Raw genomic sequence first — 25,268 nt, 5'->3', positions numbered from 1 at the left:
TCATGAATCACATACAAGAAATGATGCTCAAACTGGTATTGCAAATCACTGCAACCGGTGAACTACTCTTTCGTAAGGTTTCCCCGAAACTCAGGGATAGCAGAGGCGACGTGCCCGGATGGGCAAAGATTTCTAACTAAGCATGTTTTGACTTAACGGATTTCCTGCTTCGTTTGCGTTCGGTGACCCACAGTTTGGCATCGTAGTAGGTAAGACGCATGCGGACAGCTAGCCGATCGATTAGCGGGATGGTTCGGAGTTCAACCTTCGCAGCGAGAGCAATGTACGCCCAGAGGGTGGATTGCTCCTTCCTGTTCTTCTTGATTTCGGCAGTAAATTTTTCGCTATCAATTATATCTATTTTAGGAAAACGAATTCGAGTTGCGTGATGTAAGTAATTCATCATCCGCATCGAACCGACAATTGCGAGCGACCCCATTAGGTCATCTAGTTCGTTGTTATATCTTTCTATATCGTTCGACGATTCCTGAAATTTCTCATTGGTCGAATTAAAATCATCCTTATTCTTCTGCAGATCTTCCGAAATGGATTTTATTCGACTTTCAATAAGTTCTTTAGGGATCCTTCTGTTTCCCTCGGCCTTAGAAGTTTCTAATTCAACTAGTTCACCACCCAGCCGTTCTACCTTTTTTGAGAGATGGTATGAGTCGTGATGATTCTTAGTTATCTCCGAATAAGCGTAGGTTAGACCTGATTGTATGCGCGTAAGTTTAATATAGATTTTGTATTTTTCTTGCCTGATCCATTTTCCGTGATCATTAATGGAATTGATGATCCATCCAATCGAGGTAAGCAGTAGCGTGATTCCAACACCAATGAATAAGTAGAGAACTTCATTCCCGCCTACGGATTCAGCTAATGAGTCTAGAATTTTTTGCATATCCTAAGCATAAGTTAGACCCCTCACCAGTAGGGCAAGGGGTCTAAGGGTTACGCGGCTGTGCCCGGTAAGGCGGTTGGCCACGGGTCGTTAGTAGGCCATGAAACAGTTCCATATAACGTAACGCCTGCGGTGTTTGATAGAAGATCAATGCGCCCGTTGGAGTAAACCAGAAGTCTAGCTGACGTGCTTGCGGTACCGTAGAACGGGTTGAAATGCATGGAATTAGACGGCGGTCTAAACCCTAGCGGTGCGGCGTTGTATTTGATGTATTCAGTGCTAGAAGTGGTTCCGTAGACATTAAGAGTCACCGTGTTACCTGTCCTAGCAAGCGTCACGTTTCCACCTCCTGTGCCCCCATCCCAAAGTGCTGTGATGTTTCTGGATGTGAATGCCTTTTCGGTCTGGGCATCTGCAACCATCATCTGATACGGAGACAACACAACCAACTCGCCTGAATCGCGCTTGCTTACGATGTAGTCCAGTACCTCTAGGAACTGTGCTCGTGTGAGGTATCCGGCTGTGTCCAATAGGCTTGGGTGCATCATGAGCTGATTGCCGGTTCTGTTGGTGATCGCGTTATCGATTTCCAGCTTGATGCGTGCCACGGTCTGGGCTTCAATCGTGAAGTGTGCCATTCCTTGGCGAATTCTGCCGTCTAGTGGTCTGCGTGCTGTTCCAGAGAATGCACCTGTAGACACTGCGTGATTGGTCAGAATCAAGTCACCTGCAAGGGTGGAGTAGAACGCCTCTGGATTTGAGCCGCCACCGAAACCGCCTTGGCCGGTGCCACCTGTTCCCGGTACTGCATACCCCCAGATTTCCTTGTTGGGTAGAAGTGCCTGGAGTTCGGTCTTGCCTGTCACGATTTGGTCAGTCAGTCCGGAAACTGTGGACTGATCCTGATGCTGATTTGCTCCGTGGTTCCAAACCTCGCAACCTACCCATGAATCGACCATTGCGGCGGTTACCCCGGCATTCTCGCCAGCGTTGAAGTTCCTAGCGGAGAGTGCCAGCGAGTAGGGGATATTCCTTGCTTCTAAGCTGGGGCGCATTCGGTTATTGAATGCTGACAGGCCGTGGTCAAATCGTAGAGCGATTGCGCCACGTCCGTTGGTGTTCACGGTGCCTATTGCGTCGCGGAATTCTTGGACTCGCAACGTGTTCGCTACGCCAGCGACTCCGGATGAACCGACGGTCTCATTGTCCAGACGTTTCCAGCCAACCCAGTTGGTGTGGGTGGAGTTGCCCGTGTGGTTTTCGTAGATTCCGTTCGCTGAGCCTGAATAGCCGTAGTAGGTGATCGTGCTGTGTCCGAATGCTGTTCGAACCATTCTTACGATGAACGGGCCGTCTCCGATGCCGGTAGGCCTGTTGGTGATCGTTGCCGCTGTGGTGGTTAGTCGGCAATAGTGCCAGCCGGTAGGCAGAGTTAATAGGTCTGCGTTGGAGGCAATGGCCTTAGGCTCTACGGCTCCCTCTAAGAGGTTGCCGATCCATGTCGCGGTTTGTGTTGCGTTGGTGGTAATTGCGTTGTCGCCCTGTGAAATGAAGTCACTTCCAGCAGGGGTAGACATGCCCAGTTGGGCAGGAGTTTTAGCCATTATGCTTGGTTCCATTCTCGGGTTTCTGAATCCCACGGATGAACGGCTGAATCCCACGCCTTAGCAGGAACTGAGGTTCCGGTGTAGCCAATGGCTTGCGCGATAGGTACTAGTGAGAGTTCTAGACTCCATTCATCGGGGGTAATGTTTTCTCGGATGCCCTCGGCAAAGTGGATGCCTCCGAGGGCGGTTGCCCAGTCTCCAGATAGGAAAATTGGGTCTCCAGCTTCCAGCGCCAAGAGTTGGGCGGCTTGCTGTTTGTGGTAATCGCTGTTTGAACCGATCAGGTAGAGCAAATCGATCTTGATTTTCGGAATGCGAAATTCTCGGTTATTGCTCTCGTAGACCTGTGCGTAAGCTTCCCGGTACGGCTGATTGTCCGTATTGGTGACCTTGATATATGACCAGTCGCGTTCCACGGTCTCGCGTAGTTCACCGTTTGGATTGGTGGTTTCGGCGGTACGTGTAGACACGAGGTTGTTCTCGTTGGTGACCTTGAATTGGACTATTGCGCCCGGTCTTTCGTTGGGCTGTTCATAGTCAGCCGGTGAGATTGCTTCTGAGCGAATGAGCGGGATAGCTGAGCTAAGCCTGTTCATTGCCATGGTGTAGCGGTATTCATGACCCATGACTTGCGTTCTGCCGTCGCGGGTTTCACGCATGAGCACGCCAAGATCAGCGGCATATTTTCCGATTCCATCCTTGAATAGCTGGGGGCTGTCCGTGGTGGCAATGTTCGGCAAATTGCCGTGACTGGTCAGTGTGATTCCTCGTAGCGGTTCATCGGCATGTGCCAGACCTTGGATCACGGTGTGCAAATACTGACCGGCTGTTGGTGTGTAATGCACTGGGCTGTAATTCATCTGAGCGATCCAGCTCGCGGCACTGTAGGTTGTGCTGGAGCGCGTGCCACGGTCATTGATTGCCGTGGTGCCCACTCGGCCTGTGTATCGGGTTTCGATGTCCGCGCCTGTGGCACTGCCACCTAGATGCGTGGCCAGCAGACTTGCTGGGGATTCACGGAGTCCAAAGCGGATGTTATGGCCACTGACCTTGGCCAGACGTTGCCCGGTGAGGGTCAGTTCCATGACACTTGGATTGGATCCTGTTGCGCGTCCATCGGTGCCACGGAAAATGGAGACTGATTCAATCTCATCTTCATAGATTCCACCTGTCGGTTCTGAGTACATATAGAACTTGAGCTGGTCTGCAGTGATTGGTGCTAGCGTTCTGCGGAGTCTGCCCGGTGTGTAGTCGGTTAACGCCATTCCTTAGGCACCTCCTGTCAGTGCATCGTGTTCTGTTAGTAGTCGTTTGATTTCGCGTGCTGTGCCTACTCGGTCAGTGACTACGCCTGAGAATTCGATAGTCACGTTCGTGTTGTGGATTTCGGTTCTGTTGCTTCCACTGGTCAGTGCTCCGAGTGCGAAACCTCCACCAGTAACGCCTGTGCCAAAATCGCCAGCAGGTAACAGGCTCATGGTTCCGGTGAAGTCCGAGCCAGTCATGCCACCGCCAAAGACTGAAGACATCCAGCCGGGCATTTCGAATGAGAAGAGATCTCGTACCCAGCTAATGGCTCCCTGTACTGCGCCAGAGATGTTGTTAATCAGTCCGATCACGCCGTTAATCGCGCCCTCGGCTACGGAACGCATGAAGTTGAATCCGGATTCAAAGAGTGAACGCGCTCCAGAGATCACGCTGTCTACGGTGCTCTTGACAGTTTCGATAGTTGATCGAACTACGGCGATTGCGGCGGCTATCAGCGTTTGAACGGCGGTTGTGAATCCGACCCATGCACCACGGATACCGGCTACCATTCCGGTGAAGAATGAACTGACTTTCTGCCATGCGGCCACGATGAACGCGGTAGCTACGGCGATAGCGGTTTGCACGAATGAAGTCATTGCCGCCCAGATTGTCTGGAAGAACTGCGTCTGCGTAGCGAGATAGATAATTCCTGCTACCAGTGCCAGCACTGCAATGATGACTAGTGTCATCGGGTTAGCGGCCATGACTGCGTTAAACCCGGCTTGAATTGCTGTACTTGCTGTTAGCCCTGCTCGATAGGCTGTCATTGCTGTGGTGACTGCAAGCTGTGTTCCCTTGACGAGAATCATCACTGCGTTGTAAGCGGTCATGACTGCGCGGATAGCTGAGATTGCGGCCATGGCTCCTAGTACTGCTGAGGCCAGCGTCATGAATAGAGTGCTGTTCTGTCCGATCCAGATTGCCAGTTGCGAGACGATGCCCAGCACGACACTGATAATCGGTGCCAGTGAGCCAAAGAGACTGACAACTGAGCTGATGAGCGGAGTCAATCCTGAGAGGCCAGGGGCTAGACCAGAAACGACGGCGGCTGAAAGTTCGGCGGCTGTGGTCATCACTTGGGCGATGACTGGAGCCAGTGCTACGAATAGATCACCGAGTGGAGCTAGTACGGTTCCGAGGGTTCCCATTGCTGTATGTGCGCCCTCAAAGACGGTGGTTAGTGCGCCTTGGAATGGCTCGGCGTTCATCACATCGGCTACTCGTTGTAGACCTGATGCCAGTTCAGCGATGCCAGCGCCTCCAGCGGATTGTGCGGCGGTGCCGATTGCGGAGAGGATGCCACCTAAGCCCAGCAGAATGCCGCCTAGGTTTTGCAATGCTGTGATGCCTTGCTCAGTCCAGCGCTTCAGTGATCCATCTTCAGCGGCTTGCTGTGCCCATGCTCCAAAGCGTGTGGATAGGTCGGTGAATGCCTGCGCCAGTGGTGCCAGATATTCCAGCCCGGTTCCGCCAACTGCCTTGAGGCCGTCAACTAGTGGCTGTAGCCCTTGAGATGCGATGTCGATTGACTCGGCGGTCTTCTCGAAGAGGTTTTGTAGTGATGTGTTGCTAGCGGCTTTCTCGATGGAGGCGGCTAGTTCGCCTGTCCACTTGCCTAGGGAATCTCCGACCTTTGACAGTCCGGATTCCAATGCGGGAAGTGTGCTTGTGATAAGACTTCGTATTGGCTTTTCTGCTGATGCCCAGAACGCCGTAGATATTGAATCTTGGAGAGAACCAAACTTATTGGCCAGATCTCCTAGTACCTTGGGTGCGTCTTTCAGTGCGGCGACCATGGCCACAAGACCAACTGCGAACGCCCCAACTATTCCGGGTAAAGCGAGCGCCGCTCCCGCAACTGCACTGAGTGAAGCTGTGAGAGCGGCGACGTTAGAAGCTGATGCCGTCGCCATTGCGCCCAGAGTTGTTAGGGCTGTTGTGGTTGCGGCTATACGCGAAGTCTTACCTACGGCTTTATTGAACTTTGAAATCGTGCTCTCGGCTTGCTTCATTCCTGTTCTGAAGCGCTTGGAGTCCGAGACGATGCGAACGCTGAGGATCGCGGTTTTGTTCGCCATTAGGTGACCTTACTTTTTGTTGGATTGCTTGATTTCCTCTTGAAGCAAATGGAGATATCCGGCAAAGATGGGCGGCGGTAGGTCTGCCAAGTCTTGGAACGGAATGCCCGTTTTATACGACAGACCGATCACCGCCTGAGTCTCGTTAGTCAGATTCTGAAACTGGAAACTCGGCTTCTGCTTCGTCCTCTACCGGTTCGATAGCTTCGATCTTCTCCAGGAATTTATCGACCTCGATTCCCTGTACCTTGCCGGTACGGATCATGGCCGCGTAGGTGACGATGCCCATGAAGAGGAATTCTGATTCCTCGCGCTTTGGGAAGTTCTTGCGTGCGCGTAGTACGTCGTACTTCACTAGGTCGGAATAGTTGATGGAGATTTCCTGAGCCTCTGCGTCTGCGAGGGTTACTACTAATTTCATGGTCTGCGTGGAAGACATGTTTTAGATTCCTTTTACTTTTGATAGTTCTTTGTTGAGTTTTGACCAGTACAGGTTCACCCATGTGTGTTCGGTGAGCTGTGCGGCCTCGTTGATAAAGTGCGTTGCTTCGCGGTTATGCGCTGGCCAGCCGTAGTTGGCTACGCCGCCATAGGGGAGTCGTTTGCTACCTGCTCGGACTACGCCAGCGCGTGTAGTTGCGTAGGGTCTGATGGAGCGCTTGAGCTTGCCACTATCGACGGGAGCGAGTGGCTTGGATGCGTCTGCGACGATTCCAGCGGCTTCACGATTCAGTGCCTTGAGGTTTTTCATATTGCCCCCGGCTTGATTGAATGTTCGGCGTAGCCTCGCGCCCCCGGCGATGTAGAGCTGAGCCATGATTACGGAGTGATAGCGCTGATTGTTGGTTCGCCAACTAGGGAGAATTCAACTTCAGAGGTGCTAGTAGCTCCAGCCTCGCCACCGAGTGAAGCGGCTTCTACGTTCAGGGAGCCGTTGATCTGCTTGCCCTTGGAGTTGTTCGGGGTAAAGGTGAACGGCTGAACGGTGCCGCGATTTTCGAAGAGGTATTCCCATACGGAGGTGGTCTCTCCGAGGTCGGTTAGGAATGTCACCGAAAGTGTCCATGATTCCGTTCGGTCACCATTTACTGACTCGCCAGATAGAACGCGGATACTATCGCCTCGGTCAATTTCTGGGGCTAGCTCTACTTCGGTAACCTGAGATGCAAGCTGGATGATATCGGTTGAAGCGCCGATAGTTAGGGTGCCAGCTCCTAGGGTTTGTGCATTTACTGCCATGTTGTTAATCCTTTGAAACGTTAAGATTTAGGGTGATTGCCAGACCCGGTAACGGGATACTTCCGGCACTTCCGAGGGGAAACGAGATTGGTTCGGCCTCGGGGATTGGGAACGCTGTAGATAGCTGTTCCAAGAGATCTTGAAGATGATTCAGTGCGTCCAGCGAATTGTTGCCGGGAGCCAGCAGATAGACATCCACTTCTGCGGAGTAGTCCTCTGAGCCTGAAAGACGGTCAAAGCGTAGGACTCCAGGAACTAGAAGAGCACAGGGAGCCATAGCCTTTTCAGCGTCGATATAGCAGGGGATTCCTGCGGCCTCGATCTGCGTCTGAACCTCGGCCAGTGCGTCGCCGTATTTCATCCGATCACCGGCTTGAGGTGGTCTCCGAGATTCAGAGCACGGGAGATATCAGCATCGAAGCGTGACACGTAAACGGTGTCGTTACCAAGTGAAACAATCCCGTCTGGAGAGTTCTTACGGCGATAGAGCTTGTTAGCGAGAAGCAAGGCTCCGTAAGTGGTGTTCGGTTGCCAAGCGCCGAATTCATCTTTATCGACGCTTGGCAACTGATCCACATAGTGGTTTACGAAATCCACGACAAGGGTCAAATCCTCGTCATCGGTCAAGATTCTTAGATCAGCCCAGCTAATAACTTGGGCTGTCGTAAGCATGATTAGGCCGCTGGCTCTACTGGAGCTGGGGCTACTGCATCGGTTACGCCTGAGAACTTCAGGATTGAACCGGCATCGGTGATCTTGGTTGCGTTGAACTTGATCAGGGAGATGTCTACGCCACCGCGTGGAAGATCCACGGCCTTGTAACGGAATTCTTTTGACTCGCGGTAATCGATCGCGCGAACGTCACCGATAACAACGGTGCCAGCAGGTAGATCGACATCGGAGGCAATGACGATACCTGAAGCGGTAACGCGCTGGCCTGAAATGTCTACGGTGCTCTGACCTGATAACCAGTAAGGTGCGTCTGCGGTCTTGAGATTAACGATCTTGCTGTAAAGCTCTGGGGATAGAAGCACGAAATCCATGCGGCCACCAAGACCATTAAGGGTTTCTGCGGCCTTGCTGACTACGTCGATAACGTTGGTAGCTCCACCAGTCACGGCGGTAGCTCCAGCGACTACAGCGGCCTTTAGCTCATCCTCGGTCTGCTCGACGTAGGAATCTACAGCCTGTTCGTAGAGATCTGCGATTACATCGGCGTCACCGAATTCGATAAGCTCCATGCCGATGTCTACGGCGACGGCCTTAGCCTTGGAATTCCAATATTCGCGGGAAGTGGTGAACTTGCCTGTTGGTAGTTCTACCTTGTTACCAGCCCAGTCCGTGACCGCGAAAGTGCGATTCTTGCGGGTGCCAGTGAGCACTAGGGAAGTCAGGCTCTTTACGCCAACCTTGTTGACGAATGGGCGTTCAGTCTTTCGGTTCTCGAAAAGTTCGCCCACTTCCTGATCCTTGATGTAGACCTTGCCAGCGTCATCGGTTGCAAGCTGATCGGCTAGTGCGGCCTGTAGGGAAGTACCATTGCGCATTGCGTCAAAAGTTAGCTGTCCAAGTTCGGCCTTGTCTGAATGAGCGGCGGTTAGTGGTGCGCCCTGCTCTACTAGTGGAGTTTCGTTTTCCATTTGTTTTGAATCCTGTTCTGATGCGCCGAAATCCTCGGCAATAAGTTGTGCGTTTTCGAAAGCGGGTCTGACCACTAAGCCAGCTCCTGTAATGCGACCGGCGATAATCTGACCGGCCTTAATGATTGGCTCGTCAATCTCGATTGAGATTCCAGTGCGTAGACCCTCGCGAGCTTCTAGAAGTGCGTCGTTGCCTCGGGATGTTTCCGAGAGTCGGACTGTGGCAAAGATGCCGTTTTCGTCATCCGTGAGGGCGGTGAATTTGCCTACGGGTTTCTTGTAGTCGTGCTCTAGATTGAGCTGTAGCGATTCCAGATTTTCTGGGAAGTCCAAAGCGCCATGTGATGCCTTGACCTTGCCAAGATTGGTGAAACCGTCTTCTCCGTAGGGGAGTAGCTGATAGGTCAGTTCGCGGGAGTCCTGATCCTCGGAGGCCAGTAGTTGGCCGTAAAGATTAAGCTTGTTCATTTGGTGGTTCCTGTGGTTCTGGGAGCGGTTCTAGATGCTCCTTTTGGCGTGCCTCGTTGGGCGTGAGAACGCCAGCGTTGATAGCTGTTGCGTATGCCTGATATCGGGAGCCGGGTTCCTCCAGCAGGAGGCCTGAAGCGTCGAAGCGTGCGGACTGCCCGTTAGGTAGGAATAGGGAAAGATGCTCTTCTACGGCGACCTGATACGGTGCCACGGCATCCAGTAGTTCCGAGTTACGCGCTGAGCGGTTGATGTAGTTCATCGATGCGCCCGGTACTGAAACATCCAGTGCTGAGGCCGGTAGGCCAAAGATTCTGGCAACCTGTAGAGCGACCTGATTTCTGCCCTCGATCAAGAGCTGTTCCTGAATATGAGCGCCCATCTCTTCCACCTCAAGCGAACTATTGATGTAAGCGACTGAGCCACCGCGTTTGCGTCGTGCGGCATTCCAAGAGGCTAGAAGCTCCTGAACTTCAGCGGGGCCGAGTTCGCCCTTTTGATTCTTGAGAATCAGCGATGGAATCGGATTTAGTGACGCTTCGCGCGCGGCTCGTTCCAGATCCTGGGCTTCTCGTAAGACCTCGCGGCCATAGCTGAGAATGCCTGAGTGGTTCGCGTCGATCCTGATGAAGTCGGTAGGCTTCACCGGCTTATCGAACGCCTTGATCAGTTGGCCGTGTTCGTCGTGCTCCTGTGCATCCTTGGGGATGAATCGGGCATGAAGCGGATAGCCTCGCTTGTCGCGTTCAGTGATCAGCAGGTATGACCTGCCGTAGAAAATCAGATCGTCGATGACGGCTGATAGAAGAATGTAATTCGGTGTGCCCTGCGTTATCTGCTTGAGAAACGTAGGCTGTGTTTTGAGGGGAGTTCCCGATTTATCGGTTGCAATAAGTGGCTGTCTGGCAATGATGGATTTCAAAATTTGCGTAGCCTTGGCAACACTGGCTATCTGCATTGCGCTAGATCTCGTCAGCGGTGCGTTATCCGCTGAAGTGTTCGGATAAAGCGCTTCCCATGTGATTTGTTCCAGATGTGAACTGTCAGACCATGGGCTGAGATATTGCTCGGCAATTAGTGTGGAATCGTCATCCAGCGTTGCCAGTAAACCTGATTGTTTCGGCGCTCCCCATAGATTGAAAAATCCCATGAGTGCCTTTGAAGTTGTTTTAAATGGAGGTACCCTGCTGAGAGATACCCAGCAGGGCAAACCGTGTGATAACCATTTAGAAAGAGGAAAAACGTAAGAAAAGAACTTACATATCTATTATACCACAATCGAATGGACTAAATGCGATAGTCGTAGTGATTGCCTCGCGTGGAGTGCATTCTCCAGCTATCAGACTTTCCGTGATTGATATGACGATGCAAGCGCATTTCCGTAATGGCATTCGTGCGGTCTGAGAGCACGTAAATTCTTCTCACGTTGCACTTATCGCACATCCAGAGAATGGATTCATCGGAGACATCGATAGTGATTGTTGCGCGTTCCATGGTCATAGAATCACGCTCATTGGTTTGGCCTGAGGTCGGTTCTCGTGAAGTAGCTGAATGGCTGTCATTGCCGCCAAGACTTCAGGTTCCGAATTGTGGGAAAGTACCCAGCCCTCGCCCATGCGCCTGCTCACCCCGGTGCGAACTGCGCTCACCAGTGCGTCGTGCCCATTGTGCTGAAGCTTTCCATCCTCGATGTAGTTTTTCAGCAGGGTTGCGCCTGTCTTAGCCTGTTCCGGAGTCAACAGGTAGTGCTCTTCAGAGAATTCCGTGTCCAGTTCTTCCACCTCGCGGAGCATTGCCAAGTTCTCGGCGTATCTGTCAGCACCTAATGCAAGTGGCCTTGCATCGTTGATTTCTACCAGAGCTTCTGGGAGCCAGCTTGAGGGGTTGGATCCGTTGCGTAGTAGCTTGAGTGAGACCTTGCCCTGATCCCTCCATGCGGCTACTACTGCGCCCCTCTTTCTATCCATATTGACTTCCCAGCCAATGGCCACATCTCGGCGTTCTGGCTTGCTCTGCTGGGCTGTTGCTTTCTGGAATCGTTCCCAATCAAACAACGGGTTTTCGTTGGTCGTGATGACGTTTGCATATGCACGGATGAATTCGCCTGGACTACTTAGAGTTTCGCGTGCCTGTTGGATATCCGAGATTTTGATGAGTCCACCTTGCAGGCCGGGATGGAATCCAAACGATTCGTCATCGTTGGGGTCTAAGCCGTCTTCCATTGACCATTCGAAATAGGCCATAGAGGATTCAGGATCACTGACTGATTCCCTGCCCTTGGTCACCTGCCCATTCATCCAGATAGATTCCGAGGTGCCCATCGTGCTGAGCCAGAAGAACTGTCGGTCAATTACGGTAGACATTGCTGGAGTCAGTGCGCCAAGTAGAAGATCGCCCTGATCCTCGGTGAAGCTGAAAATCTCATCTGCGGCTACGTCGAAGACGTTATAGCCGTGGAGCGATTCCGGAGTTGGCGGGAACGCCTGATAACGGGAATTGTTCGGGAGTTCGATCCTTGGCGATTCAGCCGCTCTGCGGACTTTGGCCTTGCTTCCAAGTGGTGAAGCTAGAACCTTGTCGGCCAGATCGAAGATGCGTTCCTTGGCATCCTTGCCTGACTGTGCGGTGAGCCATGAGCGGCGCTGAGGTTTGCGGATGCATCGGGCTAACTGGATCAATCCGATGATGGTTGTCTTGCCAGCTCTGCGGGGAACGGTGAGACCTACGAACGGATAGCGATAAGCTCCGGTATCCGGATAATACTGAGTTGCGACTGAAACGAATAGTCGTTGCCATGGGAGAAGTTCGATTCTCAGAACCTTGGCGAGTGCTTCCACTGAAGCGAGTTCATTGGGAAGACTTGGATCTTGCTTTGTTGCGTATTTCGGTTGGGCACTTCCGAGAGTGCCCAGATCAAACATTCGCTATGGACTCCCAAACGTCTTGGGTGTCATCTTTTGCGACCGGGGTTTCTTCCGCTGGGGGAGTCGGCAAGGCTTTCAGGCACTCGCGTATTTCCTTGGAGAGAGCCGCTTGCTGTGTGCTCGTGGTGGCTAGCTGGTAATCCTTGGCCAATTGCTTGACCAGAGCGACGTAACCGGCGTGCCTGTCTTCTAGCAATTCCTGTTGCTTGAGGATGCGAAGAGTTTTGTTTATTCCTGTGAGTAGGGGATTAGATGCCATGTGATGCCTTTGATTAGTGCTTTATTCATACATCCATTATAGCATACTTTTGTACTAATTAAACGCTTGCCAGCTCGATATTCGCGCAAAAACCAGAGAGAAACGAATCATGGGGCGCGGGATGATCTGGGCTTCGGTTTGCTTTTAAATCACCCCACCTCGTCAACTAAGCGGCCAATCCGATGAACCAGTTCACCTGATCAGTGTTCAGCGATTGATATTCTTCGATGCTTCGATCTTGTCGCGAATAATTGCAAGCTCGATGACTTGACCTGAGATTGCTTAGCTCATTGCTTCCACCTTGAGCGCGTGGAATCACGTGATCGATTGAATAGTCTTCCAATCCAGCAATGCTCTTGCCACACAGATGACAGTGCATTCCCCATTGGGCAATGACCATAGGCCTAAGCCTCTTCGCTTGTGCTGTCGTCCAACTCATCCCCGGTCACCTCCCCGGCTAGGTAGGGGGTGGGGTCTACGCGACCCATGTAGCCGTTATCTAGGGCTAGGGGCACTTCTAGCACTCCCCAGTGGAGATGGTCACCTGAGACCGCCCCGGTAGCTCCAGAGAGTGCGATTATCTCCCTGCCTACCTCTTGGCCCTCTTCTACGTAGATCTTGCTGAGGTGTGCGTACTCGGTCAGTATTTGCCCCTCGTGTTCGATCAGCAAGCATAGGCCGGCACTTGCTCCCATGATCGGAGAGCCAACTCCATCGCCGGCAAACCTGACGATTCCTGGAGCTGATGACAGGATCGCCGTTCCCTCGATACATCCGTAGTCGATGCCATTGTGCGCCTGTAAATTGAATCGTTGGTAAACCCTCGGATTAGCTCCGTAAGGCTGTGTAATAGGCGCTCTGAGGTTATAGAGCGGCCACTGTAGTTTCTGCATGTGTTTCCATTCTTAGATAGCCCAAAGGGCTGAACGATTATTCGCCCAGCCCCTCGGAGTCTTGCTCTTGATCCTCTGGACAGTTGGTTTTATCCAGCCAGTTTTTCCACGCCCTGTAACCGAGATAGCCCAGTGCCAGAACAAGGATCATCCAAGGATCAAGAGTCTGGAGTAGTGGTAGATATTCCATGTTGATCCTTTCCTATCTATTATCTCATCGATGGGCATACTCCCAGTTTGGACGTTTGGACATTGGACGTTTTTTTCTGCCATAAGTTCACTAGTAATATAAAGTGCACTTAAAGTGTTGTGTAGATCACTAATTGAGTAGTATTTTTATAGTATAGTCTTTTTATATATATTTTTGTCCAAATGTCCAAAGTTGTATATTTATAGTATTTAGTAGTTGTAGATCCTTGTATTCTAGGGGTTTTTAGGGGTTAAAGGTCTGGGCAAAACCTTGGACTCTTCGGTTTGACTGGGCAAAATTTTATCCAAATCCGAGTAAGCAACGCTTTGGGATGTTATGGAGGGATAGAGCACCAGATGGATGAAATCTCGCTCAATCGAGTTTGGGCACTTTTTGACCAGTGAGTTTGTCCAGAATTGGCCAAAGCTGAGCACCTCGGATGAAGTGCCCAGCTCTGTGATTGCTAGCGTAGGGTCAGCCCAGTGAAGACCCAACTGCCAGATTTCGTGTACTCGTAACCCATGGAATGGATGCGGGAGTTGAATTCCTTGCGGAGTGGAAGATCTGCGGCCTTGTGCCCTTGGGCTTTCAGATCCTCTTGGAAGAGTTTGTAAAGCGCTCCAGCCTTGACACAGTTCGTTGGTTTTGCGTCGGTCTCTACTAGGCGCTTCTCGGCTTTCATGTCCTCGATGAACTGGAGCACTAGGTCATCTTCCAGACGCTCGGCCTCTAGCTCACGTTGCATGCTCTCCGGGCGGTCGATGCCCTGCTGATGCCTGAGGATGAACGCATTCACCAAACGGGCAATGATGCCGGGTGCCTGTTCGCGGAGCTTCTGGGGGAGCTGTCGATCCATGGTGTGCTCTGGGTCAAGCTCGCTGAACGTCTGCGGGAAGGTGACCTTGGCCAGACGCGTTGCCATGGCGGGATCTGACTTGTCCAGATTCAGCGGAACGTTGTTGGCAATGAAGATGGTTCCCTGCGGTGCGTAGGAACCTGACTCCTTGAATTTCTGTTCAGCCGTGAACTTGTCGATGGTGGAATAGCCCAGCAGGAAATCACTGTCCAGCTTGGAGCGTACCTCTGAGAACAGGGTGAAGCGGGAATAGCGCATATCGAAACGGGCGTTAGCCGTGGCCTTGGCGCTATGCCCTGCGGTAATCGCGGCGTGCTGAGGGGTCGCTGAGTACATGGGGAAGATATCGCCCATGACATCCAGAATGGTTGACTTGCCAGAACGCGGGGCACCTTGGAGCGAGATGATGCGTCTGGTGTCGCGTTCACCGAATAGTGCACAGCCCAGCGACTTTTCCAGATAGATGACTTCCTCGGTATCTGGGATCGACTCGTGAAGAAAGTTCACCCAGTCCGGGGCGGTGGCTTCTAGGTCTAGATCGAAGTCCACCATACGGGAGCACAGGCGAACATCGGAATGTTCCTTGAGCACTGCCTTGCCGGTATCGATGACCTGTTGAACGTCCAGCACGCCATTGCGGAATACCAAGTAATTCTTGTCATCCTCTAGAGCCTGGGCATTGTTCAGCGGGGCGATTCCCTGCAATAGCTCCAGTGCCGCTTTCAGCCCTGCTGAGGTCTGCATACGTAACACCAGCGGCTTACGCGGCTTAACGTGGATGTCCTGTATCTCTTTGATTGCTTTGGCGGCCTCGGCCTTAGGCTCGCCAGCGGCTCCACGGGTGCGGATGTCATTCTGTGCGCGAGTGCCAACGTAATCTAGGCCTCGGTGAATGGATTGGGCTAACTTGCCCAGTAGACGGATAATCACGTCTTTGTCAGCTACTGCCCAGATGTGGCCGTTGAACACGTGCCATTCTTTCGTGGTGCCGTTGTAGCTGATCGGTAGCTTCATGGCCGCTTGCTCGGCAAACTCGATTTCGGTTTGCGGGGTACGCTCTGCCCATTCCTGCGCGAAGCGGTTGAACGATGCGCTGTCATAGTCGGCCACGGTGTAGTAATCGGATACCTGACTTTGCTTGTCTGAGTTCCAGACGGTGCGGATTAAATCAGTATTGTGCTCTTTCATTAGGGGTTTTTCCTGTCTTAGTAATTTTCATATGGTTTGCTCTCCTAGCGCGGTTGGTTATCTTTCAGTGGTCTTGCATCCGGATCCGAGACGTGCTACTTTCAAAGGGGCTGAATGCCCTCACGTTCCGTTGCCCAAAATGAGACACGAGGACAGATTACGCTATATAGCCTTGTGCTGTCAACTTTTTGACTCGTAGCCTGTGCGCCACGTTTGCCACGGCAAGGCATCCAAGGCCGGTCAGAATGGTTACCACTGGGAACCTGCCTTGAATTCGAAGTAGATCACGTCGCCGGGGTAGCTATGCTCGCTGAGGGCAACCTCTTCGTGCGGCTCGATAGCGTAATGGATCCTGTAACCGGCTGTCACGAGGTCATCTAGGGTCAAGTCCACATCATCCAGCCAGCCGCTCAAGCCGCCTGCGGGGATGAAGTTCCAGCCCATGTAGACGGTCTCGCCGTCCTGCTCGTCGATGTAGCTGTGCTGGAAAGTCGTTACGGGGGAAGTGCTCTTGCTGATGATCTGGGTGATTTCTAGTGTGGGGTCGTTGGCCCAATCCTTTTGAACGTACATGTGTACTCCTAAATAGTTACTTGTCATAAGCTTTTTGCTTATAATCCATTATCCCATGGATTTGAGTAACACATGTTTTGGTGGTGTGTGCGCGTTAAATGCGAACCGGCCAAAATCCCTGTAAATTCAAGAGATTTTGACCGGGTGAACGGAGTGGGATGTTAGTAGTAAGTTATTTAAGGTGCCGTTCATCAGTGGCATCCATGAATGAATCGATTAGTGCATCATGAAGCTTTCGCCCTAACGCTGTGTGGTTGTACTTGAGGTTGGCCTCTTCGCTGAAGCGCTTGCCGCGTTCGCTTTTCGTAATCTCGATGCTCGTGAAGAGTGTCTGTAGAAGTTCCCGGCGCTTCTGGATCTCCAGCTCTTCCCACCCTGATAGGTCGATGGTTGTCGCATAATCCCATTTGCCTTTGCCAGTCCTATTGGTGGACTCGCGAAAGATGGTAGAGAACCGATTAGCGTCCAGCTCCAGCAACTCTGCGTCAATCGCTTCTAGTTCTGCGTCGTGGAGTTCTTCAGCCTTGGCAATGCGGGAGGCTTTCATTTTGCTGGCTAGCGCGTCATCTACCCATGCTTCGTGCTCGGCTATCAACTTATTGCGTTTCTTCTGGAGTGTGGTTCGTTGCTGGATCACGTTTTCAGACTCGGCCTTTAGCTCTGCGTGCTGGCTGAGCAGGGCTATCGTGTACCGACTTACGGCCTCTTCCATGGGTGGGGCTGTGACTGTTCCATGGCCGGTGGTTGGGCAACGATAGTATTTCTTCGAACCAGCTCCACCACGATAACCAACGTTCGCACCACGTCCACACGCAGAGCAGACGCAGATGTTCGTCAACAGGTGCGTAGTTACTCGGATTGGTGCCCTGCCTGATGAATCCTTGCGCTCACGTTGGATACGCTCCTGTATCGCGTCGAAAAGTTCTTCAGATAGCAGGGGAGTCCAGTCACTCAGTTTATACAGCGTGCCGTTGTATTCTTGGTAGCCCTTGAGCCTTGGCCGTCCGAAATATTGCTTGACGGTTCCCGCTGTCCATTCATTGCCGCCTTGCCCCTTGGCACTTCCCTCGCGTTTAGACAGTGGCGTTTTCAGTCCAGCATCATTCCAGACCTTTGAGACCTTAAAGAACGTCCATTCATTCGATGCTAGTTTCTCGGCGGCCTCGATTACGGCATCTGCTTCCGGCTGTACCCAATCACCTTTGAGGGTCTGACCGAATGGGCGAATGGAGCCTCGGTATTTTCCGTTGAATGCGTTTCGACGGCTTGCACGTCGGATTCGTTCAGCCTTTAGCTTTCCCTCGTGTATGGCTAGCGTCGAACGTAGACGTGCCATTAGTTCCTCGTCGGCTGTGTCAAAGGATATTTTCGTGCCCCCTGACGTTACGCCTTGGATACCTGAGAACATGACTCGTTCGAGGTCGCCGGTATCACGTTCTAATCGGTCTTGGTGCGCGACGATAACCAATTCAGGAGCATCTAACAACATTCGTTCAAATTGCGGACGCTCCACTTTCTTAGTGGCGGTAATGTCGTTATCAACGTAGATTTCGGATACCGATAGGCTCACCCTCTCTGCGTAGGCTTGGCAGTCTCTGACTTGCTGTTCTACGGACAGTCCACCCTCCCCGCTCTTTATCCTCTTGGCATCGTCTGAGATACGGGCATATATGGCCACGTTTCGGGGATTCTCTGTAGCGTCATTCATGAAACAAGCTTACCTAGAAATCATCTGCTGGGTCATGATTACACTCATGAGTATGCCCCGATTGCTACTGGTTACTGCCCCCGTGCGAACGGTCCACCATGATGCTAAGGCACACGGCAGCTTTGGGTACTAGGTCGAAAGCTTGGTCTCGGGCTGTTTCGTAGTCATCACCGATGACTGACACGGCGCCGGGTTCGCCGTCTTGCAGGTAGTTCACTTTCACTTCCACAACGCGAATTCTATCGGGCTTCTTGTTGGTAGACGGTCCATGGGTCTGCCCGGTATTTGATTCTCTCGTCCTCTGTCTGGTGCCAGCCGTGGTCGTCTTCGGTTGAGAGCCAAATACTGTCTGACCGTCGGATGCGGACGGCAGCAGCAGTGGGCACCCACATGACTTCTAGTTGTCCGGTGGTTACGTAGTCGAGAATTTTGATCGGATACTCAATGAACACTTCCCCTGGGATCCAGCCGATAACCCGCGCATGGTACTTCCCTAGGTCTGGACAGGTAACTTGCACGTACGGTCTGCGCCTTGGTTCGTACCGGCTCATACGCTCGAAACGCGGATCCCGTTCAGTCATAACCTAATTGTGCCTTAACGCAGAAATCCGCCCCACCCTCGCTATGAGGATGGGGCGGTTCTGTCTATTCGTCCAGGGTCACGGTGCCTTCGACATTGCCTGCGGGTGGTTCGTCGGTCTTGGTGCCTGCTGCCAGCCACGGCAGGAAGCGCTGGAAGAACGCCTCCACACCGGGCAGAGCCAGTATGCGGGTGATCGCCGCAGCGATACCCAGTGCCAGCGCAGCGGCTCCGGTGGCAGCCTCTGGACTGCCCATCGTGGCCGCGGTGTAGATCGAGGGGGCCATGGCCGCGAGAGCGACGATGACCGCGAGGATCGTGCGGACGGTAGCTCGCCAGGGGTGCTGGGACTGGGTGGTGACGGCTGCATGCTTAGCCATGGTGTCTCCTAGTTGTTGTCGTTGAGCCATCGCTGGATGGCCTTGCCGGTTTCCTTCAACGGCTTACCGTCGAGGCGCCACTTGCGGGCGTCGTAGTAGACCTTGCCGCGGTGTCCCAGGTCGTCGGCCAGCATGCGCTGGAACTCGACCCAGAACCAGTAGCCGGCCTTGCCGTCCTTCTTGAGCGGGGTGCCCTTCTTGGCACCACGGGCGGCGAACGGGGTCTTGAGGTAGTAGCCGTTGCGCTGCATGAGCGTCATGGTGTCGGTGATGGTCAGCTTCTCGAACTTGCCATCCCACTGCTTGTTGAGACCGTTCACGACGTTCTCCAGAAGGATCTGCAGCGCGCCGACCTCCCAGGACAGGAAGTTGCCGTTGCTCTTCAGATCGGCGTAGTTGTCCGGGAAGTTCGTGGAACCGTTCGGAACGTTGGTCGGCGACTGGTCCTCGACCTTCGGACGCGAAGCCACAGGCACCGTCTCACCGGTGACCTTGCCGCCCAGTTCGTTCTCCCACAAGGCCACGGTGTCCTCGACGCTGCGGTTAGCAGCCGTCCAGGAGAACTCAACATGCAGGTGATCGGTGTGCGGGTTCACGCCCGTGTACTTGTACCAGCCGGTGTACTTGTAGCCACCGGAGAAGATCTTGCGGTTGAAGATGATGCACTGGATGCCCAGTTCCTTGGAGTTCAGACGCAGCTGCTCGGCCAGCTCCTGGAACACCTCGATCTTGTCGAACCAGCGCAGACCAAGGTCGAAAGCACGACCTTCGCCGTGCAGCGAGGTCGTGCGCTTAGAACCGCGCACTGGCCGACAGTTGTAAATGCCTGAGTTTCGGCCGCCCTGCTCCTTGTACTTGGCCAGGAACCAGGACATGGCGCCCTTCGCACCGGTGGTCGGGCCCTGGGTGCAGGTTTTGGCGCCTGCGTAGCCTCGGTAGATCGCCATGCTTACTTGCCTCCTAGCGGCTTGATGCCCTCGGCCGGCGCCACGTAGTCCGGGTGGTCCGGGTCAGTGATCTCCTCGGGGTTCGGGTCCTCGTAGTTGTCCTGGTCGATGGCTTCCATCGGGTTACGGTCCGACATGATGCGTTCCTTTCGGGCATAGAAAAACCCAGACACCGTTCGTGTCTGGGTGAGTACGAGAGAGTCGCGTATTCTGGCTCTGGATTCGAATAATGTGGTGAGATTGTTCCTATGAATCAAATAGTTGCTTTGTGCCCCGACCACGGAACATTCCCTAGTCGGCTAGTTGGCGGCACCATAAACGGACTCACTCTAAGTGGGAATATCGAATCCTGTCCAATTTGCGGAAAGCCATCGAAAACCATCGAAGGTACTTTCAATGTCGGCCCGGATTACATTCAGGTTTTACAAGCTCCGACCTGGACGAAAGACGTTCTAGCTGGACTACGTGACGCCGTCAAGAACACAAAAGCACAGGCGGAACTGGCCGCAACTAACGATCAACTATTTGAAGCAATTGAGCAGTTGACTGATAAAGTAGGGAAAATTGATTCAACGCTGGCAAGCTTTATTCAGGAACAATCCAGAATCACGGCGGATCTCACCGATCAACTCGGCAAATCAGACCGTCGCGGTCGGATCCTGAACCTACTTTCGTTTCTTGTAGCTCTATTGACTTGGGCTGTTCCAGCGTCAGATGTTGCCGATTTCACGAGAACTAGTATTCAACCAATTATCGAGCAACTTGCTGAACGTTACTTAAAGTAATCCCCTACTGCGTGAGTATCACTTTTCTGGCGCGTATTTCGATTTCAACTTTCCTATATCGGCAATGAGTCGTTCCTGGGCTTTGTCGGAATCCTTAGCGATGACGATATGTTCATCGAGCTTCTCGGTCGTCTCAGCGAGCTTGTATGCGGTTTCATTCCCTCGTTCTTCAATGCGTTTCACTGCGTCCTTGATCGAACCCCCATGGTTTGGTGTCACCTCATGGTGGATTCGCTCAGTCTTCTCTTCCAAGGTGAGAATGCGGGCCGAAACGCCAGGTTCGGCATGTTGCACGATCTGGCCAGAGCGGTCTTTCTTCTCAGCTTTCCCGTTCCATTGGTCGAGGAACGCCGCAAACTCTTTCAGTCTTGAGTAGATAACCCTTACTGGCTTCCAGAAAAACGCGATCAACAGGATCACGACCGCTGTATAACCGAGCCACCCATTCGGCCCACCCAGGAACTCTGGAATCACCGGCATGCACACCCCCTCGGCGGGTTGCGGGACGGCTGAAAAACATGAGTCGGCATGGAGCCTCCTAAAGGTTTCGGGTATGACAAAGGCCCTCACCCGCGAAGGTGAAGGCCTTTATGCATTCTGAATTTATCGAAGTTGGTTTTCAGCTTGCTCCCACAGATATCCCATCCTATAGGACAGTGGAGCATGCATCTTTTCGCGGTCTTCATAGTAGAACGTTCCCGGAACGAGTGTGAATTCTCCAAAGACCGGACCATTCAAGGTGTCGTACATGTCCACGCGAACGAATGGAGACGGAACAGCCACAGATATTCGCTTGGCGATATTCAGCATGCTTTTCCAGTTATCCGGGCGTGGCTCCACAATTCGTTCAATGATCTTGGTGTTGACTTCGATTAGTCGATCTTCAGGGTCAACGATTGGTTCGAAATTTCCGTCGAAGAATGCATGTTTGTTCTTTTTGGGATCGCGAATCGTTCTGTGGATTAGACCTATCTCACCCTGGAAAGTAAAGAATTTATAATCGTCCGGAACGGGATTCCCTTGAGGGTCAACAATTCTCTCTTCGACTATCCACTCGTGCTTGGCCCTTGGAGTCTTCTCAGATAGCTCGGTCTGCTCAGCAACAATTTGCTCGGCTGTGAGATCTCGGTGTCGAAGATGATCGTGATAACCCTCCTCTTTTCGTTCCAGGACCATAACGCCGAATGACGATGAAGAGAACGTTGGCTTCAGTACGAACGTGTCAGGAAGTTCGTCTAGACGAATGTCATCAGCCGAGGTATACGTAGCAAGTAGTTTTGGAACTGGGCCTCCAATGCGTTCTACGAACTCTCGGCCTTTGATTTTGTCGTGTAGGTACGAGGGCACTCCTCGTTCTTGCCCAGCGCCACGTTCTCGTATCCTCGTTAGATAATCCACTCATGCTCCCTTTTCATCGTCTTATAGTTAGATGTTAGCAAGTTGAAAATGAGTGACAGGATTTTTACGGTGAGCACCAACAGTTTTAGTGATCTTTCGGATGATGAATTGTTCGATGTAGGTATGCGTCGCTGCACATGCGGAGCCGCCGTTTATCCAAACGGCGACCCCGACCAGAAGCATTGCTCTGAGGACATTCGCTCCTAGGTTGAAAACTCCTGGTAAGCGTTCGGCCGCAATTGATGGATGTAGTCCCCGCTGAATCGATGAATGGTTCCGGCGGGGACTACTTCGTTAGTTGCCCACAGCTTTTGGTAGTGCTTGAGGATCTGCCCGCCTGCCCTGTGCTCCAACCACGCCCGTGTCCCTTCCGGATTCTTCCCCGGCTGGCCCCGGCGAGTTGTTTCAGCCGGGTTGTTGTAGCGGAACGCAGCTACGCTATCCGGTGAAGCCGACGAGAGGAACGCCCATGACGTGCCCCAGTCCGATTCGGGAAGGTTGGTATTAGTTCCCTCCTGCGCAACTGTGTTTGGGTACGAGTTTCCAATCGGGGAAATAACTGTGTCGAAAACTGCTGAATTGACCGGATTCATCAATACGTACGTGTTCGTTACTTGGATATCGAAGTTCACGCGAATCTTGCCTTCGATCGTCATCCGTCCAGAGGGGTGGATCGTGGTTGTAGTCCAAATATCCAACAGGTTCACGCTGGGCTCGTCAGGGTTTCTGCCGTAGACATGCTGGACGATGCTCACTGGCCCCGTTGCGTCGTATGGCTGGCCGACCTGCAACCAACTGATGTTCAGTTCCCGGTTGCCGTCGTAGAACCTTGGGGCTTCAGCGTTGAAAGCCGTTTGAGCGGTATGGTACGGGACCCAACGAGCGGTCTGCTCTGTGGCAGCCCGCTTGATCCACCACGCAAATTCGCGGTTCGACTCTATACCCTGCTTCGTTCCTTGTACCCAACCACCAGAAATGTCCGGGTACTGAATGAGCGCGTATTGGCCTGGATACTGGTCGGTTCCGGGCGTGCGTGCCAGCCAACCTCGCGCTGTGCCGCCGATCGGAGGATTCGCCGGGTCCGCACCAATGAACTCCGCGGTTAGCAGCTGGCTGCCCGCAGACACCTCCGGTGAGGATACCAACTGGCCATTAGTTTCACGCGAAGCTGAAGCTGAGTATGTGGAGAACTCTGTGACTTGCCCTCCGATACTGTAGCGCCAGATCCCGCCACGGTTGTCCTTATATGGATGCACTCTGATCTCTGCGCCCTTGAACGGAACGTTTACGAGCACCGACCATTTTGCGCCGACCTGTGTCGTGTACCCATACTGTTCACTTGTTGCGACGAACGTCCCAGTAGTGGTGAGGGCGCTGTAAGTCACTTCTTTAGCTGGAAGCTTTCCGGCGTAGACGTCGCCGACTATGCGGTAGTCGTCGCGCCCGGACGTTGCGGTATTTCCCTCCATCAGGTGAGCTGTGAAGTCACCATTCGGGGAATGAGACACAATCTGAAGCGATTCGCCGGAATCAGTTTTCAGTATTTGGACGCCATTCATGGGCGACTTCGAATCAAGCAAACCAACGTAGTCAGCCTGTCGCTGATGTCGGATTTCCAGTGGAGCGGGCATCCGATATTCTTCGTCCACAGGTACGAGACGGTCGGCCATTGTTTATCCTCCTATGAGGTAGAACCCTTCCGGGTCTTTGACGAGTTTGTTTTGCTTCAAAGCGATAGCTGTCGCTTGCGGGCCTGATACGGGTTTGTTCGCATCGGTGGTGTTGTCCACGTTGCCCAATCCAACAAGGGCGCCCGTGATGGTGTCCCAAACAGTGCCATTCCCTGTCGAATCCTTGCGAAGCACCTGACCAGCTGCACCGCCGGCAGGTACTCCCGGACCAGCAGGACCAGCCGGGCCCGGTGCGCCCCCGCCGCTCGCAACGAGGATGGAAGCGCCGAGCATATGCTGACCGTAGGTATTCAGGTGGGTGCCATCGCCCGAGTCGAAATCAACGCGCATCAAGCCATTCGCATCAGATACCACCGAGACACGGTCATGGCTGACGAGGGTATTCGCCGGCAGCGTTTTCAGCCAGGCGTTGAACTCTTCACGCACCGCCTTGATAGCTGCCGTTTCGGATCTACGCGGGAACACGTCAGCGGATTCAAAAGCATCGCCAAGGTACTTGCGCACCCACACAGCGAACGCCTCGAACCGTGACTTCATAACGCTCAGCGAGTTTCCGCCATAAACGTCATTCGAGCCAGGGTTTCCAATAACCTTGTCAGCGCGGGCGATGGTGGAGAACTTGCCACGGATGTAGTTGTTCGCTCCCACCCACGAATCCAGCGTGGTGCCGGACTGCCCGATCAACGCGGGGATCGCCCCATGTGCTTCTGCGTGCCGCCATCCCCACACGTCACGCAAAGGGTAGTCGGTGTTCAACCCGGTTTCGGAAGACGACCCTGGATAGACGTAGAAAGGAACGTCGGTGGAGGCTTCCAGCTTCAAATACACATCCAGCGGGGTGTACTGCGACCACTGGTTGGAAACGCTCATCGACTGCACACCAGCCGGGTTTGTTCCCAAATACGAACCGCCAATACCCATATGGTTCGGTGTTCCGCCCGGGGTCGTGTACGCGTACGAGAGCAGATACTCAACGTTGGCTTCCAACTGGAAATGAATATCCGTGATCAAGTACCGCTCAGACGTAGCACCGGCACTGTATCGCACAGGAGTGCCAAGCTTCGTCGGTGTTTCCGCGAAATTCTGCGTGTACCCTCCGTTGCCGTCCGAAGCGCGCTTCGCAATGAACACGTCAACGAAATCCAAGGCTCCGTAGTTCGCGGAGTTGCGGTCGTTGAAGTTCTTGAAGGCCAGTTCCCACGAGTCAATCGTGGAGAACACCTTGATCGGCAATCGCACGTGACGGGTCGGCTCCGTGTCCTGGGTGGCCGGAGAGCCAGGCATGGACAGCTGGTGCAGGACAGTGCGAGTGACCTTGTCGATACGCTTCCAGTCAGTGCGGTTGCTGGAGCTAGTGGAAATGATCTTCTCGAAGGTGCGCCGTGGAGCCTGGTATTCAGTCCACGTGACCTTCGAACCGCCACTGGCCATTGGTTCGATCTGCGCGAACGCAGGCCCGTCAGCACCCAACGGACGATTGATCACTGCTTGGGCAGCATCCGAAGTGATGAACCGGTAGATTCCTACTAGAGAGGTGCCGAGCCATTCGGCAACGTTCAACGTAGGCAGGTCCGAGGTTGGTCGGAAGCTGATGTCACCGGGCCGCCCCTGGATTCCCTGAATCCCTCGCGGACCCCTGTTGTTTCCAACAACAA

The 25,268-nt window shown here is 53.2% G+C and carries 27 protein-coding genes; 1 reads left to right on the top strand and 26 read right to left on the bottom strand.

Annotated elements, in window-relative coordinates; genetic code table 11:
- Positions 1-136: 136 nt before the first annotated feature.
- The 22 genes from ACIOTN_RS17330 to ACIOTN_RS17225 form a co-directional block, all read right to left on the bottom strand.
- A complete protein-coding gene (locus ACIOTN_RS17330) occupies positions 137-901 on the bottom strand; it encodes a hypothetical protein (protein WP_402735828.1) in 765 nt (254 codons plus the stop codon).
- A 50-nt stretch (positions 902-951) separates the two neighbouring features.
- Positions 952-2,505, bottom strand: a complete 1,554-nt coding sequence (locus tag ACIOTN_RS17325; RefSeq protein ID WP_402735827.1) for a hypothetical protein — start codon at positions 2,503-2,505, stop codon at positions 952-954.
- On the bottom strand, positions 2,505-3,773 hold the full coding sequence (locus tag ACIOTN_RS17320; RefSeq protein ID WP_402735826.1) for a hypothetical protein: 1,269 nt from the start codon (positions 3,771-3,773) through the stop codon (positions 2,505-2,507). The genes ACIOTN_RS17325 and ACIOTN_RS17320 overlap by 1 nt, the downstream gene beginning before the upstream one ends.
- A 3-nt stretch (positions 3,774-3,776) precedes the next feature.
- Positions 3,777-5,894 carry a hypothetical protein gene (locus tag ACIOTN_RS17315; protein WP_402735825.1) on the bottom strand — a complete coding sequence of 706 codons (2,118 nt, stop codon included), beginning with the start codon at positions 5,892-5,894 and terminating at the stop codon, positions 3,777-3,779.
- A gap of 145 nt (positions 5,895-6,039) precedes the next feature.
- Complete coding sequence (locus ACIOTN_RS17310; RefSeq protein WP_402735824.1) at positions 6,040-6,333, bottom strand: hypothetical protein; 294 nt, start codon at positions 6,331-6,333, stop codon at positions 6,040-6,042.
- Between the two features lie 3 nt (positions 6,334-6,336).
- On the bottom strand, positions 6,337-6,711 hold the full coding sequence (locus ACIOTN_RS17305) for a hypothetical protein (RefSeq protein WP_402735823.1): 375 nt from the start codon (positions 6,709-6,711) through the stop codon (positions 6,337-6,339).
- Between the two features lie 2 nt (positions 6,712-6,713).
- Positions 6,714-6,947: a hypothetical protein gene (locus ACIOTN_RS17300; RefSeq protein ID WP_402735822.1), complete on the bottom strand. Its 234-nt coding sequence runs from the start codon at positions 6,945-6,947 to the stop codon at positions 6,714-6,716.
- A 190-nt stretch (positions 6,948-7,137) separates the two neighbouring features.
- Positions 7,138-7,494 carry a hypothetical protein gene (locus ACIOTN_RS17295; RefSeq protein WP_402735821.1) on the bottom strand — a complete coding sequence of 119 codons (357 nt, stop codon included), beginning with the start codon at positions 7,492-7,494 and terminating at the stop codon, positions 7,138-7,140.
- A complete protein-coding gene (locus ACIOTN_RS17290; protein WP_402735820.1) occupies positions 7,491-7,760 on the bottom strand; it encodes a hypothetical protein in 270 nt (89 codons plus the stop codon). Before ACIOTN_RS17290 ends, ACIOTN_RS17295 begins: the two co-directional genes overlap by 4 nt.
- A 47-nt stretch (positions 7,761-7,807) precedes the next feature.
- Entirely contained in the window at positions 7,808-9,241 is a 1,434-nt protein-coding gene (locus ACIOTN_RS17285) for a hypothetical protein (protein WP_402735819.1), read from the bottom strand.
- A complete protein-coding gene (locus ACIOTN_RS17280; RefSeq protein WP_402735818.1) occupies positions 9,228-10,391 on the bottom strand; it encodes a phage portal protein in 1,164 nt (387 codons plus the stop codon). Before ACIOTN_RS17280 ends, ACIOTN_RS17285 begins: the two co-directional genes overlap by 14 nt.
- 346 nt (positions 10,392-10,737) lie before the next feature.
- Entirely contained in the window at positions 10,738-12,162 is a 1,425-nt protein-coding gene (locus ACIOTN_RS17275) for a hypothetical protein (RefSeq protein ID WP_402735817.1), read from the bottom strand.
- Entirely contained in the window at positions 12,155-12,424 is a 270-nt protein-coding gene (locus ACIOTN_RS17270) for a hypothetical protein (RefSeq protein WP_402735816.1), read from the bottom strand. The genes ACIOTN_RS17275 and ACIOTN_RS17270 overlap by 8 nt, the downstream gene beginning before the upstream one ends.
- 166 nt (positions 12,425-12,590) lie before the next feature.
- On the bottom strand, positions 12,591-12,803 hold the full coding sequence (locus ACIOTN_RS17265; protein WP_402735834.1) for an HNH endonuclease: 213 nt from the start codon (positions 12,801-12,803) through the stop codon (positions 12,591-12,593).
- Between the two features lie 25 nt (positions 12,804-12,828).
- Complete coding sequence (locus tag ACIOTN_RS17260) at positions 12,829-13,317, bottom strand: M23 family metallopeptidase (RefSeq protein WP_402735815.1); 489 nt, start codon at positions 13,315-13,317, stop codon at positions 12,829-12,831.
- A gap of 37 nt (positions 13,318-13,354) precedes the next feature.
- On the bottom strand, positions 13,355-13,507 hold the full coding sequence (locus ACIOTN_RS17255) for a hypothetical protein (RefSeq protein ID WP_402735814.1): 153 nt from the start codon (positions 13,505-13,507) through the stop codon (positions 13,355-13,357).
- A 463-nt stretch (positions 13,508-13,970) separates the two neighbouring features.
- Positions 13,971-15,551, bottom strand: a complete 1,581-nt coding sequence (locus ACIOTN_RS17250) for a hypothetical protein (RefSeq protein ID WP_402735813.1) — start codon at positions 15,549-15,551, stop codon at positions 13,971-13,973.
- 249 nt (positions 15,552-15,800) lie between these two features.
- On the bottom strand, positions 15,801-16,124 hold the full coding sequence (locus ACIOTN_RS17245; protein WP_402735812.1) for a hypothetical protein: 324 nt from the start codon (positions 16,122-16,124) through the stop codon (positions 15,801-15,803).
- Positions 16,125-16,296: 172 nt separating this feature from the next.
- Positions 16,297-17,832: a recombinase family protein gene (locus ACIOTN_RS17240; RefSeq protein ID WP_402735811.1), complete on the bottom strand. Its 1,536-nt coding sequence runs from the start codon at positions 17,830-17,832 to the stop codon at positions 16,297-16,299.
- Between the two features lie 645 nt (positions 17,833-18,477).
- Complete coding sequence (locus ACIOTN_RS17235) at positions 18,478-18,792, bottom strand: hypothetical protein (RefSeq protein ID WP_402735810.1); 315 nt, start codon at positions 18,790-18,792, stop codon at positions 18,478-18,480.
- Between the two features lie 8 nt (positions 18,793-18,800).
- On the bottom strand, positions 18,801-19,739 hold the full coding sequence (locus ACIOTN_RS17230) for a hypothetical protein (RefSeq protein WP_402735809.1): 939 nt from the start codon (positions 19,737-19,739) through the stop codon (positions 18,801-18,803).
- Positions 19,740-19,741: 2 nt separating this feature from the next.
- Positions 19,742-19,876 carry a hypothetical protein gene (locus tag ACIOTN_RS17225; protein ID WP_402735808.1) on the bottom strand — a complete coding sequence of 45 codons (135 nt, stop codon included), beginning with the start codon at positions 19,874-19,876 and terminating at the stop codon, positions 19,742-19,744.
- 111 nt (positions 19,877-19,987) lie between these two features.
- Between ACIOTN_RS17225 and ACIOTN_RS17220 the strand changes: the two genes are divergently transcribed.
- Positions 19,988-20,524 carry a hypothetical protein gene (locus ACIOTN_RS17220; protein WP_402735807.1) on the top strand — a complete coding sequence of 179 codons (537 nt, stop codon included), beginning with the start codon at positions 19,988-19,990 and terminating at the stop codon, positions 20,522-20,524.
- 18 nt (positions 20,525-20,542) lie between these two features.
- Here ACIOTN_RS17220 and ACIOTN_RS17215 read toward each other — a convergent pair whose 3' ends face one another.
- The 4 genes from ACIOTN_RS17215 to ACIOTN_RS17200 form a co-directional block, all read right to left on the bottom strand.
- Complete coding sequence (locus tag ACIOTN_RS17215) at positions 20,543-21,004, bottom strand: hypothetical protein (RefSeq protein WP_402735806.1); 462 nt, start codon at positions 21,002-21,004, stop codon at positions 20,543-20,545.
- Positions 21,005-21,127: 123 nt separating this feature from the next.
- Positions 21,128-21,871, bottom strand: coding sequence for an ATP-grasp fold amidoligase family protein (locus tag ACIOTN_RS17210; RefSeq protein WP_402735805.1), 744 nt, complete (start codon positions 21,869-21,871; stop codon positions 21,128-21,130).
- Positions 21,872-22,125: 254 nt separating this feature from the next.
- Positions 22,126-23,592 carry a hypothetical protein gene (locus ACIOTN_RS17205; RefSeq protein WP_402735804.1) on the bottom strand — a complete coding sequence of 489 codons (1,467 nt, stop codon included), beginning with the start codon at positions 23,590-23,592 and terminating at the stop codon, positions 22,126-22,128.
- A 3-nt stretch (positions 23,593-23,595) separates the two neighbouring features.
- The gene (locus ACIOTN_RS17200; RefSeq protein ID WP_402735803.1) at positions 23,596-25,173 is read right to left on the bottom strand and encodes a hypothetical protein; all 1,578 of its coding nucleotides are present in this window, start codon (positions 25,171-25,173) and stop codon (positions 23,596-23,598) included.
- Positions 25,174-25,268: the final 95 nt, after the last annotated feature.

The organism is Glutamicibacter sp. NPDC087661, assembly GCF_044743275.1.
Classification (GTDB): domain Bacteria; phylum Actinomycetota; class Actinomycetes; order Actinomycetales; family Micrococcaceae; genus Glutamicibacter.
This window is presented reverse-complemented; position numbering and strand designations above follow the sequence as displayed.